At 59.4% G+C, this 14,992-nt stretch carries 17 protein-coding genes; 3 read left to right on the top strand and 14 right to left on the bottom strand.

What is annotated here, in order from left to right; all coding sequences use genetic code 11:
- The first annotated feature begins 5 nt into the window (after window positions 1-5).
- Window positions 6-395: a helix-turn-helix domain-containing protein gene (locus tag Lysil_RS07570; protein ID WP_103074869.1), complete on the top strand. Its 390-nt coding sequence runs from the start codon at window positions 6-8 to the stop codon at window positions 393-395.
- 51 nt (window positions 396-446) lie between these two features.
- Here the strand turns inward: Lysil_RS07570 and Lysil_RS07565 are convergent, their stop codons facing one another.
- The 4 genes from Lysil_RS07565 to Lysil_RS07550 form a co-directional block, all read right to left on the bottom strand.
- Entirely contained in the window at window positions 447-707 is a 261-nt protein-coding gene (locus tag Lysil_RS07565; RefSeq protein WP_103074868.1) for a hypothetical protein, read from the bottom strand.
- Window positions 708-709: 2 nt separating this feature from the next.
- Window positions 710-1,471: an RHS repeat-associated core domain-containing protein gene (locus tag Lysil_RS07560; RefSeq protein WP_240600229.1), complete on the bottom strand. Its 762-nt coding sequence runs from the start codon at window positions 1,469-1,471 to the stop codon at window positions 710-712.
- Between the two features lie 586 nt (window positions 1,472-2,057).
- Window positions 2,058-3,047 (bottom strand): site-specific tyrosine recombinase XerC, encoded by a 990-nt coding sequence (gene xerC, locus Lysil_RS07555; protein WP_103074871.1) that lies wholly within the window; start codon window positions 3,045-3,047, stop codon window positions 2,058-2,060.
- Window positions 3,047-4,861 (bottom strand): P-loop NTPase family protein, encoded by a 1,815-nt coding sequence (locus tag Lysil_RS07550; protein ID WP_129588403.1) that lies wholly within the window; start codon window positions 4,859-4,861, stop codon window positions 3,047-3,049. Before Lysil_RS07550 ends, xerC begins: the two co-directional genes overlap by 1 nt.
- Before the next feature lie 101 nt (window positions 4,862-4,962).
- Between Lysil_RS07550 and Lysil_RS07545 the strand changes: the two genes are divergently transcribed.
- Entirely contained in the window at window positions 4,963-5,352 is a 390-nt protein-coding gene (locus tag Lysil_RS07545; RefSeq protein WP_103074869.1) for a helix-turn-helix domain-containing protein, read from the top strand.
- A 51-nt stretch (window positions 5,353-5,403) separates the two neighbouring features.
- Here Lysil_RS07545 and Lysil_RS07540 read toward each other — a convergent pair whose 3' ends face one another.
- Window positions 5,404-5,664, bottom strand: coding sequence for a hypothetical protein (locus Lysil_RS07540; RefSeq protein WP_103074868.1), 261 nt, complete (start codon window positions 5,662-5,664; stop codon window positions 5,404-5,406).
- Between the two features lie 2 nt (window positions 5,665-5,666).
- A complete protein-coding gene (locus tag Lysil_RS07535) occupies window positions 5,667-6,596 on the bottom strand; it encodes an RHS repeat-associated core domain-containing protein (RefSeq protein WP_240600227.1) in 930 nt (309 codons plus the stop codon).
- Between the two features lie 175 nt (window positions 6,597-6,771).
- On the opposite strand from Lysil_RS07535, the gene Lysil_RS13230 reads away from it, so the two are divergent.
- Window positions 6,772-7,479, top strand: coding sequence for a hypothetical protein (locus tag Lysil_RS13230; protein WP_129588402.1), 708 nt, complete (start codon window positions 6,772-6,774; stop codon window positions 7,477-7,479).
- A gap of 121 nt (window positions 7,480-7,600) precedes the next feature.
- Here the strand turns inward: Lysil_RS13230 and gspD are convergent, their stop codons facing one another.
- From gspD to gspG, 8 genes are all read right to left on the bottom strand, one after another.
- Window positions 7,601-9,781, bottom strand: a complete 2,181-nt coding sequence (gene gspD / locus Lysil_RS07530) for a type II secretion system secretin GspD (RefSeq protein ID WP_205756914.1) — start codon at window positions 9,779-9,781, stop codon at window positions 7,601-7,603.
- 765 nt (window positions 9,782-10,546) lie between these two features.
- Window positions 10,547-11,179, bottom strand: a complete 633-nt coding sequence (gspM, locus tag Lysil_RS07525; RefSeq protein WP_165782416.1) for a type II secretion system protein GspM — start codon at window positions 11,177-11,179, stop codon at window positions 10,547-10,549.
- Window positions 11,176-12,159 (bottom strand): PilN domain-containing protein, encoded by a 984-nt coding sequence (locus Lysil_RS13225; RefSeq protein ID WP_129588401.1) that lies wholly within the window; start codon window positions 12,157-12,159, stop codon window positions 11,176-11,178. Before Lysil_RS13225 ends, gspM begins: the two co-directional genes overlap by 4 nt.
- 83 nt (window positions 12,160-12,242) lie before the next feature.
- Complete coding sequence (locus Lysil_RS07515) at window positions 12,243-13,004, bottom strand: type II secretion system protein GspK (RefSeq protein ID WP_165782415.1); 762 nt, start codon at window positions 13,002-13,004, stop codon at window positions 12,243-12,245.
- Between the two features lie 29 nt (window positions 13,005-13,033).
- Window positions 13,034-13,669, bottom strand: a complete 636-nt coding sequence (locus Lysil_RS07510) for a prepilin-type N-terminal cleavage/methylation domain-containing protein (RefSeq protein WP_103074862.1) — start codon at window positions 13,667-13,669, stop codon at window positions 13,034-13,036.
- Window positions 13,666-14,079 (bottom strand): prepilin-type N-terminal cleavage/methylation domain-containing protein, encoded by a 414-nt coding sequence (locus tag Lysil_RS07505; protein WP_103074861.1) that lies wholly within the window; start codon window positions 14,077-14,079, stop codon window positions 13,666-13,668. Before Lysil_RS07505 ends, Lysil_RS07510 begins: the two co-directional genes overlap by 4 nt.
- A complete protein-coding gene (locus tag Lysil_RS07500; protein ID WP_165782414.1) occupies window positions 14,076-14,531 on the bottom strand; it encodes a GspH/FimT family pseudopilin in 456 nt (151 codons plus the stop codon). The genes Lysil_RS07505 and Lysil_RS07500 overlap by 4 nt, the downstream gene beginning before the upstream one ends.
- Window positions 14,532-14,550: 19 nt before the next feature.
- Window positions 14,551-14,988: a type II secretion system major pseudopilin GspG gene (gene gspG / locus Lysil_RS07495; protein WP_425477153.1), complete on the bottom strand. Its 438-nt coding sequence runs from the start codon at window positions 14,986-14,988 to the stop codon at window positions 14,551-14,553.
- Window positions 14,989-14,992 lie beyond the last annotated feature (4 nt).

Here is a 14,992-nt window from a genome sequence, read left to right as displayed (position 1 = left end):
ACGGTATGGACAACTCCACCCCCGCACCTGTCGCCGTGGCACTCAGCAAGGAAGAACAAGCCTTCTTCGTCCAACTTGGCAGCCGCATCACCCAACTGCGCAAGGAACAGGGCATCACCCAGGTGCAACTGGCCGAACTGCTGGGCGTCTCGCAGCAGACCATCACCGCCTACGAGACGGGACGCAGGCGCATCCAAGTATCCAACCTACCGGTGATCGCCAAGACGCTGCACGTCACCATCGAGGAACTGATCGGCTCGCCCACACGCGCGAGCAAGCGCGGGCCGGTGGGCAAGCTGCAACTACAGGTCGAGCGCATCAACCAACTGCCGCGTACCAAGCAACAGTTCGTCATGCAAGTGATCGATTCGGTGTTGGCGCAAGCTACACGCTAACAATCGCCAACGCTGCACAACAAGAAGCCCGCGCAGTGCGCGGGCTTCTTGCTATGCAGAGAGCCTATTGCTTTTGAGAATCTCAATCAGTTGAAGGGCACGTTCATCAGACAACTCGCCGTTAATTTCCGGGCTTGAAAGCTCAAAAACCAAATCGCGCACAAGATCGGAAGAAAACTCAATGGAGTCATTCGCATCATTATTCTCCGCCCAATCCTCAACGCCTTTCTTGTTGAGCTCTCGCAACATGAAGCGCTCAAGAATGGATATCAAGTCATCTTCTTTAACAAAAGTCGTATGCATCTGGCTCATAACTAATTTTGTGGCTTGTCCGGAAACTTATCCTTCACATGGATGACTTGGCCACTGGGTGCTGTCGTAGTCTTCGTATACCCAGTAGTCTGGCCCGCCGAATTTACAGTTTTCTGATACGTCGCTTGCGATCCCGGCACCTTGCCTGGAACTTCGCTAGTAAAAGTAACTCCTTTACCCGTTCTTTCCACCGTTGTCCCTGTGTTCGCGGCAGGAAGCTTGGAGTTAAATCTAGCTAAATTCTTCGTTTGTGCTTCTGTAAGTGCAACTGGGGCTTTAGCATCTACTACAGCACCTGCAACAGTGCTCGGCGCCTTAATTGCTTCAGCAGTAATTAACGCGCCACCAAACTTATATCCGCCTTGAGTCATCGGATTGCTACCCGGCCCAAACCGATCATAGCTCCCATCGATCTTCGTGCCATCGGGATCAGCAATTGCATTCGCTATTGGTGCAATAGTGTCGTGAACCGCAAGCACTATCCCCTTCACGAAGTTGCAGAACGAACTAGGTGAATTATCGCAACGCCCGTCTGGATCAGTGAAGCGGTACGGATTATTCGATGCATACCAATAGCGATTAAACAACGAACCCGTGTTGGCATCTGCCGCGACAGGATCGGTGGACAGGAACCGTCCGATGGTGGGATCGTAATAGCGCTGTCTTCGGCGACCCGACGCGACTGTCCGCCGGCGACGGTGACTCGCCTTGATGCGATAAGCGTTTGCGCTGGCCAACACCCCCGACATGCCCTCTTCGCCCACCCTCGAAGTCCCGTGATGCACTTTTTCGCCCATGCAGGCGCGCACGTCAAGGCGCGGGCTTCCTCGATGGCTGCCCACCCGTTGCCCACATGAGCGCGAGACGCGCGGGGATGCGAGGGGCATCCCCTGATGCGCGTCTCGCATGTGGACAACGCATGGACAGCCGCCCGGCGTTCCTGGCGACTGCGAAGATGCTCACAGCGGCCCCGCGCGCAGCGCAGCGAGCACGGCGCGGGGTTACATAACGCAGGTTATGCGGGCGCTAGCCGAACAGTGTTGCAACCGCGCAGGCCGAAGCGAAGTGCCTCTCACACGTAGCGCAGGCCGTGGAGCGGTTGCAACACTGCGCATAACCTCTGCGTTATGTTTGCCCCGCGAGCCGCCGCAGGCGGCAGGCCGCGTCGCCCGGTGAACCACACGCAACGTCAACAGCCCAACCACGCGCCCAAGCCGACACCGCTTCGCGGCGCGGCTTAGCTTCACCGTTGGGCGGTAGCGGTACGTCCATCGCTTCGGTGCGTTCCATTGCGCACGCGCATTCCTCCTTCGTGAGAGGAAGAAGATCAACACCATCAGCAAGCGTGGATCATTCCGGTGGCGCGCTCCCGTGCGTGAGCCTGGCCGCCGGATGCGTCGCGGCATGGACGGCTTTCAACCGCGCCACCGAGACGTGCGTGTAGCGCTGCGTCGTCGCGATCGTGCTGTGGCCGAGCATTTCCTGGACATGGCGGATATCGGCGCCGTTGTCGAGCATGGCGGTGGCCATCGTGTGCCGGAACAAGTGGCAGGCGCCAGCCTTGGTGATGCCCGCCTCACGGAAGTAGCGCCGCACCCGCGCCGTCAGCCCGTCTTGCGACAACGGCTCGCCGTACTGGTTCACGAACAAGCGACGTTCGCCATCGCGGCGTGCAAGTGTTGGGCGGGCTTCCTGCAGATACTTGTCGATCCACGCCAGCGCCCGTTCGCCCACCGGCACGAAGCGATCCTTGCGTCCCTTGCCCAGCCGCACATGCAGCGTGCCGCGACTGTGGTCCACGTCGGTGATGGCCAGATGCGTCAGTTCAGCGCGGCGGATGCCGGTGGCATAGAACAGTTCCAGACAGGCGCGATCGCGCAAGCCTTCCGGCGTGTCGAGGTCAGGCAGCGCAAGCACGGCCTCCATTTCTTCCAGCGTCAGCGGATCGCGCAGATCCATCGTGCGTTTCGGCAGCTCCAGATCTGCCGCCGGGTTCGATGGCACCACGCCCTGCTTGACCAGGTAACGGAAGAACATCTGCAAGGTGAACAAGGCGATGCGCTGGTAGTTGATCACCAACGGCTGGCCGTTCTTCTTGCGATAGCGGAACAGCCAGTGCTGGAACTGTTCCAGGTGCCGGTGCGTGATCTGCTTGGGATCGCGCAAGCCGCGATCCTCGCACCAGCGATAGAACATGGTCAGCTTCGTGCGCCGGGTACGCACGTCGTTCACGCTGCGCTGCAGGGCTTCCAGATGCGCGAGGTAGCGCCACATCCATGCCGTGAGGCTCTCCGGTTCCCCGGACCCCATGAACACCCGCAGGCGCACGCCCCGCGCCATCACGCCTCCGCGTGGCCGTTGAGCGTCCCGTGAAGTGCTTTGCGGACGTTCGACAGGCCTTTTGCTGCGATGGGGCTGGATTTTTTGGGGTTTTTGGCGGATTTGTCACCCCGCAAGGTGCCCGCAGGGGTACCGCAAGGTGGCCGCAAGCCCCCCGCGAGGTCGGGGGTTGCACCCCGCAAGGTCGCCTTCTTGCCCCGCAAGGTCGGCCCCGCAGGCCGCGAGGTCGCGGGTTCCACCAAGCCCATTAACTGCGGCCCATCGCTTGCAGGCTCGCCGTCGAAGACCAGCGTGTACGTGTAGAGACTGCCGTTCTGGCCCGTGTGCTGGCGCACGTATTCCAGCTGCACCAGCCGATCCAGGTGCACGCGCAGCTGCGTGTCGCTTACGCCCAACGCGCTGCGCACGATGCGGCGCGTGAAGCGCACATCGCTGCGCGGCGTATCGGTGCCGGCGATCTGCTGTGTCACCCATGCATCCAACGCCGACAGCACGCGGCGCGTCTGTGGCGGTAGTTCATCTAGACTGCGGCCGAGGACGGCGTGTGCAAGACGGTTGGCCAACTGGATATCGGCCTCGATGACCTCGACGTATTCGACGGTTGCGCCATCGACTTCCACGGCATGCACCTTGCGCTGGTACTGGTGCAGCAGTGCGATCGCGTCGATGAGAGCGAGGTATTTGGCATGGTCGCGGCGCAACCGCACGCGGTCGCTGGCGAACGTCAGGGATTCGGCGAACGGGTTCACCACCGCCAGCGGACGAAGAAGCGTTTGCGCGGCGCGGTGCGCCGCCAGCACCGCGTCGCCGCGCACGCGTGCCTGCAGGCCCGCCAGTGTCCGCGCCTGCCGTTGCCGCTGCTGGATCGCCGCCGTCTGCTCCGGCGTCTCGTTGATCGTCAGTACCAGGCAACGGTTGAGCAGTTCTTCGTCGATATCGATGGCCGTGGTGGTGAGGCACAGCATCACCGGGCCTTCGACGTGGTATTCCTCGGTCACGAGCTTGCCGGTGGCCGGGTCTTTGCCGGTGCTGGCGATCGACAGTTCGCCCTGCGATTGCAACAACTTCAACGCATAGGCAGCTTGGCGCACGCCTTCTTCTTCGGCGATCGCCAGGACCTTGTGGCGCATGTCCTTCTCGCCGAGGTAGAACAACGATTGCCCGGTCATGGCGCTGTAGTGGATGCGCTGGGTGTCTGGCAACAGCGACAGCAGCGCATCCATGAGGGTGGATTTACCCGCAGCCGATGTGCTCTGGATCAGGATCGCCAGCGGCTTGTCGAGCAGGCGCGAGACACAGGCGATGTAACCCACCAGCGCGTTCACGCCTTCGCCGACCACGCCGATGGCTTCCACATCGGCGGCGATGCGTTCGGCAAGCCGTGGATCGCGCAGCAACGCCAGCCCCGCCGTTTCCGCTTCGGCGGTGAGTGCGGGTTGCTCGGGGACCGAGGGTTTCAGCGCGCCACGGATCGCCGCGTCCTGCACCGGCTCCAAGGCCAGCGCCAGCGCCGACAGGTCGCCCGCGATCACGTCTTCGCCGACGCCGAGTTCAAGGGCAGCGGATTTTGCGAACGTGCCACGCCCACGTGCCTGGTACAGGTCCAGCGTGTCCAGATGCACGCGATCGCCTAGCGACACACGTAGGAGAACTTTGAGGGATTCCGCCGACAGGCAGCGCGCCAGCCCGCGCACCCGGTACGCACGCGGGCCGCGGGCGAAGCGTGCCTCGTCAGGGCTAACGACCTCCACGGAAGGGCTGGCAGGGAGAGCCGGCAACAGCGACGCCGACGAAGGATCAAGGGCTTGCTGCATAAACGGCCTCCGGGCAAAAAACCTGTCAAGCAGAACAACTCGTCGCATGATACTACTTTAGGTAGTATAGGCAACCACTCTCCGCAGGTCAGGCTTACGGTATGGACAACTCCACCCCCGCACCTGTCGCCGTGGCACTCAGCAAGGAAGAACAAGCCTTCTTCGTCCAACTTGGCAGCCGCATCACCCAACTGCGCAAGGAACAGGGCATCACCCAGGTGCAACTGGCCGAACTGCTGGGCGTCTCGCAGCAGACCATCACCGCCTACGAGACGGGACGCAGGCGCATCCAAGTATCCAACCTACCGGTGATCGCCAAGACGCTGCACGTCACCATCGAGGAACTGATCGGCTCGCCCACACGCGCGAGCAAGCGCGGGCCGGTGGGCAAGCTGCAACTACAGGTCGAGCGCATCAACCAACTGCCGCGTACCAAGCAACAGTTCGTCATGCAAGTGATCGATTCGGTGTTGGCGCAAGCTACACGCTAACAATCGCCAACGCTGCACAACAAGAAGCCCGCGCAGTGCGCGGGCTTCTTGCTATGCAGAGAGCCTATTGCTTTTGAGAATCTCAATCAGTTGAAGGGCACGTTCATCAGACAACTCGCCGTTAATTTCCGGGCTTGAAAGCTCAAAAACCAAATCGCGCACAAGATCGGAAGAAAACTCAATGGAGTCATTCGCATCATTATTCTCCGCCCAATCCTCAACGCCTTTCTTGTTGAGCTCTCGCAACATGAAGCGCTCAAGAATGGATATCAAGTCATCTTCTTTAACAAAAGTCGTATGCATCTGGCTCATAACTAATTTTGTGGCTTGTCCGGAAACTTATCCTTCACATGGATGACTTGGCCACTGGGTGCTGTCGTAGTCTTCGTATACCCAGTAGTCTGGCCCGCCGAATTTACAGTTTTCTGATACGTCGCTTGCGATCCCGGCACCTTGCCTGGAACTTCGCTAGTAAAAGTAACTCCTTTACCCGTTCTTTCCACCGTTGTCCCTGTGTTCGCGGCAGGAAGCTTGGAGTTAAATCTAGCTAAATTCTTCGTTTGTGCTTCTGTAAGTGCAACTGGGGCTTTAGCATCTACTACAGCACCTGCAACAGTGCTCGGCGCCTTAATTGCTTCAGCAGTAATTAACGCGCCACCAAACTTATATCCGCCTTGAGTCATCGGATTGCTACCCGGCCCAAACCGATCATAGCTCCCATCGATCTTCGTGCCATCGGGATCAGCAATTGCATTCGCTATTGGTGCAATAGTGTCGTGAACCGCAAGCACTATCCCCTTCACGAAGTTGCAGAACGAACTAGGTGAATTATCGCAACGCCCGTCTGGATCAGTGAAGCGGTACGGATTATTCGATGCATACCAATAGCGATTAAACAACGAACCCGTGTTGGCATCTGCCGCGACAGGATCGGTGGACAGGAACCGTCCGATGGTGGGATCGTAATAGCGCTGCTGCATGTAGGTCAGCCCTGTCGCGCTGTCCATTACATGCCCGGTATAGCCCGGTCGATCATTATTCACCTTGCCGATCAGGTTGCCATACGGCTCATAGTCTGTCCGATCAATCACCTGCGCAGATTCATTGGTGATCGCTACCGGACTGCCTAGAGCATCGGTGTGGACGTACTCGACCACCTGTGCCTGGGCCACCGGCGTCATCAGAATCGCTAATAGCAAGAGACAGATTGCATACAAAATTTTACCGATTCGCTGCACAGCCATTCCCCTTAGCATTTGTCTCGCGCCAGAACCTATTGCTTGCCTAATCGATTACGATCACCCTCGCTCGCAGCTAAGCGACCCGCGCCCGCCTCTTATAAACGACATCCCCATGCAAGTGCAAGCACACACTCGTGGCACCCTAGATGGCATTGGCCTGTACAGTTTTGGGATGCCCATGGGATCCAATCTCCAAGGAGTTTCACGGCGCGATAAAGTGATCGCTGCCATTTGTGCGCTCCTTGTTCACGCCCTCTTCCTATCGCTTCTATTGTGCAATGCAAGCAATGGCCGTAACAGGCACACCGGAAACAGCATTGGCCATGGCGACAGTCTTGTCGTCTACCCGATTGTCATCACCTCACCCGAAAACAGATTGAAATCGACTTCGCCAACCCCAGTTCCAATAATTGACGATGTATCAAAAGCCAAACCAAGTGATTCGGCTGCGAAGCAAGTTTCATTGATTAAAAATCTAGATCTCTCACGATCAATCCGCCAAGTCGAATTGAACGCACACACCGCTGCCCCTGAGACGCCCGAGCCACAGCCCCACACAAAAAAGGCCCAGGTAGCAACGAGAAACACCCCATTGGCTTCAAGTGGTGGCAATACTGGAAACGATCTCCTTGCCAGCTATCAAGCTGCCATGCGTGTAGCCATCTTCAAAACATGGCAAGGCTTATCAAAGAATTCTTACCCCAGTGGATGCACGATCCATCTCAGCCAAAATCCCGGCGGAGCCGTGACCGCCGCATCGGCAGCGACATGCGGTCTCTCCAAAGAAGATCAACTCCAACTGGAGGCAGCCGCACTAATGGCCCAACCCATGCCTTATGCAGGATATGAATCAGTTTTTTCAACTGAAATGGATTTGACGCTCTAATTTTATAGACACAAGGCTCAAGCACAATGCCAAACCTTAAGTTGTTATCTCTGTAAAAAGTCTGATTTTGGTGTCTTTGAAACCAATACATGCGCTACATTAGACCAGCCTTGGGCTCAGTTCAATGCGTTTGCTTTCTCTGATTGCGAATCGGGTCCATCCCTCGGAACTTCTGCCCATACTCGTCAGTTAGCTTGCGCGCTTCCATCGGATCGCGGATCAACGTGGGCGTTAACAGGATGATGATTTCGCTGCGTTCTGCAAGTTGCTGCTTGGTCCCGAATAGTCCGCCAATCACCGGGATGCGACTCAGGCCTGGGATGCCACTGGAACCATGTGTCACGCCATCACTAATGAGGCCGGCAAGCATTACGGTGTCGCCACTCTGTACCGCAGCCTCGGTCCGCAACCGCCGGGTATCGATCCGGACGTTGCCATAGGCATCCGCCACGCTTCCAGGGCTGCTTACTTCTTGCACCAGATCAAGGAACACCATGCCATCGCGAGTCACGCGCGGGCGCACCTTGAGGATCGTGCCGGTGTCCATGTACTGTACCTGCGAATAGGTGTTGGTGCTACTTCCAGTCCCAGGATTTACCGTGACCGATGCGATCGGGATGCGGCTGCCGACATTGAGCGTGGCTTCAGTATTGTTGCGCACGATGACGGATGGCGTTTGCAACAAATGAACATCCGTCACCTTGTCGAGCGCATTGATCACTGCGACGGAATTGCCACCGACGTAGTTCAGCACCAAGCCGTTGCCATCGCCCTCATTGGATCCGCCGACCACAGCCATCGCATTGCGTGCAGTTGCCGCAGCGCGCAACACCGGATCGGCGATCAGATTGCCAAAATACCAATTCACGCCATATTTGAGGTCGCCTGTCAGTTTGACCTCGACCACTTGCGCCTCGATGTGGACCTGCAACGGCATCACGTCAAGCTTCTCGATCACTTCGCGGATCGATTTCCACGCCGCGGGGCTGGCGCGCACCAACAAGGCGTTGTTCTCGTCAACTGCGGACACGCCAACGTCGTCGCGTCCGACTTTGAAACTGGCGGACGCGGCGCCACCGTTGCGTTGCGGCAATGTCATTTGTCCGATCGGCGCACCGCCAGACGATGCACCATTCGTGCCCGTGATCGGCGCGCTACTGGTTGCGGTATCCATCGCACTATCGCCGATCTGCGTCGATTGCAAGCCGGGCATTAGGCTGGATGTTGGCACCTGTCCGTTCTGGTTATTACCACCACCAAAAACTTCCGCCAACCGCTGCGCAAGATCGCGTGCGCTGATGTAACGCAATTCCTGTGTATAGAGTCGTGAACCGCCACCGCCGCCGCCATCGAGACGATCGATCCACGTCTGGATGCGGTCGAGCTGGTTCGGTTGTGCGGCGATCACCATCACTGCGTTAGCCGATTCCAGTGGCATGAAGCGGAACATGCCCGCACCTGGCGTATGGCTCTGCTCGCCGAAGACGCGCTCGAGATCGGTGACGACTTTCGCAGCGTTGCCACTCTGCAACGGATATACCCCTACCGACATGCTGGCCATCCAGTCGATATCGAAGGTCTGGATAGTGCGTTCGTAGTTGGCAAGTTCCGCCGGCGTACCGGCAAGAGTGATGATGTTGCGCATGCTATCGACGCTGACGATGGCATTGGGCCGCGCGTACGGTTCGAGAATCTTCTTCATCTCATTGGCCGAGACATAACGCAAGCGTTCGGGTCGGACCTGATAGCCGTACGCAGCCGTGCTGCCGCGCGGCGAGACCATGCCGCTGTTGAGTGCCTGATCAGCTGGCACGATGTTGTAGCGGCCGCCGCTGTAGATCATCCGCGCGTTATTCCAGCTGAGCACGGTTTCCAGCAATTGCAGTGCTTCGGCGTGGGTCACCGGCTTGGGCGTGTTGAGCGTGACAGTCCCTTGGACTCCTGTCGAGATCGCATATTTCTGTCCCAGCATGTCGCCAAGGATCGCCGCAATCACGATTTGGATCGGTACGCCTTGAAAATTGAAACCCGTCGACCCACGTTGGCGCGGCGAGGGCGCGGTATTCCCATTGGCCGGCGCGATATCCCGAAGCGGCGCTTGACTTCCACGGCGGATTTCCGGCTGCAGCCTATCGGTCGATTGGTCATCGTCCAGAGCTTGAACTTTTGCGGCTGAACTTCCAGTCACGGCGCCAGGCAACCGCTCAAGATCAGCATCTCGCCGCACCTGAGGCACAGGATTGGCTGCGCAAGCGGCCAGTGAGCCGATCATCGTAGCCACAAGTAGTGCTCGGACATTCATTCGATTCATTCGATTCATTGGCCCATCAATGGTTAGCGGTAGACGACGGCTGATGCATGGCCTTTCTTGCGGCATCGACGCGTTGTCGTACCGCGTCAACTTGCTGTTGTTGTGTCAGCGCTGTCGGTTTTGGTGGTGGCATGGAATTGGTCACCAGTGGTGGAGGTACCGACTGTTGTTTCTCTGATCCCCCTGTCGACTGACCAGAGGTATTGGCCACCACAGGAGGCACAGTTGTGGCGGCTGGACTCGGTGGCGGTGCTGGCCCATCCAATCGTGCGACTTCCAGCTTGAGGACTTTTTCATCGTCACCCGAGCGGAAGCGTGCGGTTCGTGTGGTCAGAGCAACAAGGCGCCAACCGGGTGCATCCGGCACCTCTTGCCCCAAGCGAACGCGAGTCGGCTGTGACGCGCCTGTGCATTGTAAAGAGGCCATATTCAACGTGTTCGAGCGAATGATCCCGGTGAGCGTCGCGTCAAACGTTGCTATCTGAGGCACAGATCCCGTGTCCATGAGTGATGCGACATGCGGCTTGCGATCCCGGAAGAACAACGGGTGTGACCATGCAGGGTCGGCGACACTGACAGATGCCACGGGCAACATGCGACCCACTGCGTAGGCAGACAACACTGAGGGTTGCGGCGCGGCGGCCGCAAGGGGTAATGATCGTGCTCCCGGCAACAAGATCCATCCAAGAAAGCCCAGACTCGCCGCCGAAAGACCAAGCAAAGCAAGTGTGGGCAGTGGCAATATACGTAGCGACATCACGGCCGCACGTCCACCTTAGGTTCTGCATTGCGAAGAAATCCATAGACGGTCAAGCCGATATCCAACGCACCTTGCTGCGCGCTACTCATTCCATTTGATTGCTCCGACGGTGCAGTGATATTCAATTCATCAATGAACATCGCTGGCCGCGCCGACTCCACCGCCTGCGCAAATTGCAACCACTCGCTATTCCCGCAATGCAAACGCAGATTGACGGCGATCCGCTGGGGGTCGGCTGTTTGATTTGCCGTGACTGGGTTCTGACTATCGATGCGGCAATGCTTTCCCTCGTCCCCGATCGAGGTCACGCGCTCCTGAATTCGCTGCATCATCCCGGCGATTGCTTGATCACGTGTTGGTTCTGGGAAAAGCAAAGGATCACGGTTGGCTGCCAATTCAGCGCCCCGCAACGCCGTCTCAATCGCTGGGCGGGAGTTCAGGACTGCTTCAACACGCGCACGTCGCTCCTGCAGACTCTGCAGCCGATCCCTTTGTATGGACCATGGTCGCCACCAGAACACATAGAGGAGAATCAACACGCCTGCGAACAGCACCAGCGCCAGCGCCGTCGCAATCGCACGTTGACGATACTGCGCCGGGGTCAGCCACTGCTCCGATGACGTGCTCACGGATGCGGTTCCGATTTCAAGTGGAGGCCGATGCCAAAACGGTCTCGTCCAAAAGGTGTGGCATTCATTGCCGCCCCGACCAGCGATGGCGCGTCCCATAATGGATTCGCACCTAAATAGGACATCAACGCCGCAGCTTGTGCGCCTTGCCCACTTAATTCCATTTGCCCATTTTGCAGGTTCATCCGTTCAATATGGATATTGTCCGGCAATCGTTCTGCCAGGGCATTGCTGAGCGTGACAAGATCGGTGCGCCGCTTGCGTTCTATCGTGACTTTTTTTGCACCTGCCACCAGATCTTCAAGTCGCTGGCGCTGAATCGAGACCACCTTTGCCTGATACGCCTGCTGCTTCAGGCTAGCCTCGAGTGCATCGGCACGGGATCGCTCGTTGATCACCGTGCGCCATAGTGCCAACCCAACGACCACCACCGCGAATGCCGCCAATATCGAGTTGAGGAGCCGGTAAGGCCGATGAAGGGGTGCACGCGCCTCTACCTCTAACAGATTCACACCAAGCGGGTGCCCGTCGCTGCCGGCCACATCCACCCCATGCAGTGCGACACCCAGCTCGCGCTCGGCTTCTTCCACCAGGGGTGCAAGCCGTATGCGCGGTATGACCAACAGCTCGACGGTCATCCGCTTGTTGATGGAATCACGCTCGACCACCCGTGCGTCATAGGCGACATCGCTTTCCGCGTAGGGCGTCTGTCGATCGATCTCGTAACGAACAGCCTGCCTCAGGTGGTCAATGGCCGCCAATGGAAGTCGCAGTGTCGCGCGGATCACAATGCTGTCATCGACCAGCAACCAGCGCGGACGATCTGGGTACCGCGACAAGAGGCGACCTATCGCGCCGGTTTCGACCGTTTCCAAATCTGCCTTGAAACCTATTGTACGTTTCTGCCATTCACCGCTGACCATGCGCAGCCAGACGCGCGACAGTGGCGGGCACCAGCGAGCGCGCGTGGTGGGGGTCAACCAGAGCGTCAGGCCTTGGATTTCCCAATGCAGAAACCCCGATCCAGACTTCAGTCCTCCCCCAAACCATCGAAATTGAACTCTTACTGCCAAACCCCATGCCCCCAAGCAAGCCATTTGATCTCAATGCCGCCATCGTAACGCGGCATTTGCTGCAATACGACCCAAACCCGTCCTGGAGGCTTGCCCGGCCGAATTGCTGTGACATCAATGTCGTATAGTCCGCTGCCAGTGGCAATCCCCACCGGCGTACCCACCGCCTTGCCCGATGCCATCAGTGCCGTACGCATCCGTGCATCCGCCAAACCCATGTCGGGCAATGACCGACCGCTGTATACAGTCAGTTCCGGCGCCAGCCGCGCCAGTATTTCCGGGGAGACGCCACGCAGCTGCGACAGCGACGCGACTGTGAATAGATGCGTAGGCATATCGCCCGCATCGTTCATTCCCTCTTGTCGCGACAATCGCGCCGTGCGCATAACACCGAGGCCCTCGATCACTGCAGACATCTCATCCGGTGGCATGTCGTCGAGCTGCATCAGCGCGCGCAGCACGTCGGGATCGCCGGCGTTGAGGTCGAACTTGCCCCATTCATCGCGAATGACGATGGTCAGTTCATACCCGTCGTAGTCCCACTTGCGCGGTTGCCCGTCGGGCAGCCAGCGCTGCGCACCCAGTCGCGCATCCATGCGGGCGACGGCATAGTTGATGCCAGCACGCGCCGCCGCTTCCGCCGCGACGCGGTCGCCCAAGGTGGACGATTGCAGATGGCGATTCGATGCCGACATCGCCAGCAGCGCGATCGCCGTGGTCATGATCGCGATCAGCCACAGCACCAACGGCAACGCGAATCCAGTGATGGCCGATCGCCGCATCATGGTCCGTCGCTCCCGGTTAGCGGCAGGTGCACGCGGATCGGCGGCCAGTCCGGGCCGGATGCCGGCGTCACGCTGACCTCGATCCATTCCGGCAATACCCCGGTAAGCGCCCAACGCGGATTCCAGTCGGTCATTTTTCCATCGGCGCCATGGCCGCGATACCGGAAGCGCACCTGCTTCAAGCCATCGGCGACGGTGGTCTGCGCGTCCGGCTCGCAATCGCGAGTTTCGTTGCGATCACGCAGCGCGCCCGCACGCAAACAGATCGCCACGCCGTCGCGGCCCGGCACCACCTGCAGGGTCTGGCGGAAAGTACCGCCGGCACCGATGTAGGCGCGCACATTGCCAACGAATGCCATCTTGTTCGCCGTGCCGATGAACAACACTTCGCTGCCGTCGCCGGCGAGGAATGGCGTCGGGGTGATCGCCGACAGGCGTTCGCGCAACGCATTCGATGCGGCATCGCGCGTTTCGGCCTGGCGGATCTGGCGATCGCTGCGTTCGCGCCCCATCCAAAATCCGCGCAAGGCCGCGCCGGTCACGGTGATCGCCAGCGCCAGCAGCACTGTTGCCAGCAGCAATTCCAGCAAGGTGAATCCACCCTGTGCACGGTCGGGGACGCCCATCGTCATGGCGTAGCGCCCGTCACTAGTTTCGGCGACGGCAAGCGCAAGGTGCGGGTAGAAAACGAACGTGTAGCTTCGCCATCCAGCCACGATACCTGCATGCTGATTTCCAGCAAGCCGGTGCTTTCGCCGTGCGCGATGACGGCGCCGGATGGGTCGACCCACGCCGCGACTTCCCGCCTCCAGCGGAAGACATGATCCGGCGTCTCGCCTTCCTGCACACCGATCGCCAACGGCTGCGCCAGCGCTTCGTCAGCCAGACTCTGCGCCCACAGCACCGCGCGCGCATTGGCGTCCGACCACGCCACTTGCCGATAGGCGCGACTCGCCACCGACAGGCACAACGTCAATGCCAACGCCATCAGCGCGAATGCAGCGATCACTTCGATCAGGGTGAAACCGCGCTGCCGCGTCACGGCGCGCCATCCCGTTGCAGCGTGACTTCGCCGGTGATCCAGTTGACGTCGCTGCGCCAGCGCTGGCCGTTGCGCGCGAGGGTGACGCGGCCGCCAGTCGATGCGCCATCGGGGAAGAACACGATCACGCCTTGTTGCGCGTTTTGTGCCAGTTCGCGGCCGCTTTCCATCGTCACTTCGAGATCGGGATCGAGCGGGCGCGCATTGCGTCCGACGATCGCCCAGCGGTGTTGTTGCGGTTCCAGCACGAAACGTTGCGGCAACTGGCTGCGCATCGCTTCGGTGCGCGCCTGTCGCAATCCCATCGCGATCTGTTGCGCGGCGTCGCGCAGGCGCTGGCCACCACTGTTGCGCGAGATGGTCGATGCCACCAACGCCGTCGCCAGCGCCACCAACGCCATCACCAGCACGATCTCGATCAGGGTGAACCCCTGCTGTTGTCGGGGTGACACGACCCTCGATACTCCGTGCTTATTCCGACACCAGATCGGCATCGACGCTGCTTCCGCCTGGTACACCATCACGACCGAGGCTGGTCACGGTGAACGGTTTGCCGTTCTGTCCCGGCACCTGGTATAGCAGATCGTGCCCCCATGGGTCTTTCAGGTCGTTGGTCTTGGCATACGGGCCCAACCAGCCTGTACCGTTTGCAGTCGGCGCGGTGACAAGATCATCCAGCTTCGCCGGGAGATGGCCGGTATCGGCCTTGAACTGTTCGATCTTGTCGACCGTGGTCTGCACCTGTGCCTTGGCGAGATTGACCTTGGCGCGATCGCTGCCACCGAGGATGCGCGACGCCGCGAACGCCACGATCGCGCCGATCAGCATCACCACCAGGATGATTTCGATCAGGGTGAAGCCGCCTTGCTGGCGGGCCAGCGCCGACGTGGCGATGCGATTGCGACGAATGTTG

The organism is Solilutibacter silvestris, from assembly GCF_002895945.1.
Classification (GTDB): domain Bacteria; phylum Pseudomonadota; class Gammaproteobacteria; order Xanthomonadales; family Xanthomonadaceae; genus Solilutibacter; species Solilutibacter silvestris.
Note: the sequence above shows the minus strand (reverse complement) of the source record. Positions and strands in the feature narration are given on the sequence as shown.

What these genes read in the sequence shown, in the direction of transcription:
- Lysil_RS07570 (WP_103074869.1), top strand. Translation starts at nt 6, where the DNA reads ATGGACAACTCCACCCCCGCACCTGTCGCCGTGGCACTCAGCAAGGAA.
- Lysil_RS07565 (WP_103074868.1), bottom strand. Translation starts at nt 707, where the DNA reads ATGAGCCAGATGCATACGACTTTTGTTAAAGAAGATGACTTGATATCC.
- xerC (WP_103074871.1), bottom strand. Translation starts at nt 3,047, where the DNA reads ATGGCGCGGGGCGTGCGCCTGCGGGTGTTCATGGGGTCCGGGGAACCG.
- Lysil_RS07550 (WP_129588403.1), bottom strand. Translation starts at nt 4,861, where the DNA reads ATGCAGCAAGCCCTTGATCCTTCGTCGGCGTCGCTGTTGCCGGCTCTC.
- Lysil_RS07545 (WP_103074869.1), top strand. Translation starts at nt 4,963, where the DNA reads ATGGACAACTCCACCCCCGCACCTGTCGCCGTGGCACTCAGCAAGGAA.
- Lysil_RS07540 (WP_103074868.1), bottom strand. Translation starts at nt 5,664, where the DNA reads ATGAGCCAGATGCATACGACTTTTGTTAAAGAAGATGACTTGATATCC.
- Lysil_RS07535 (WP_240600227.1), bottom strand. Translation starts at nt 6,596, where the DNA reads ATGGCTGTGCAGCGAATCGGTAAAATTTTGTATGCAATCTGTCTCTTG.
- Lysil_RS13230 (WP_129588402.1), top strand. Translation starts at nt 6,772, where the DNA reads ATGGGATCCAATCTCCAAGGAGTTTCACGGCGCGATAAAGTGATCGCT.
- gspD (WP_205756914.1), bottom strand. Translation starts at nt 9,781, where the DNA reads ATGAATGTCCGAGCACTACTTGTGGCTACGATGATCGGCTCACTGGCC.
- Lysil_RS07510 (WP_103074862.1), bottom strand. Translation starts at nt 13,669, where the DNA reads ATGACGATGGGCGTCCCCGACCGTGCACAGGGTGGATTCACCTTGCTG.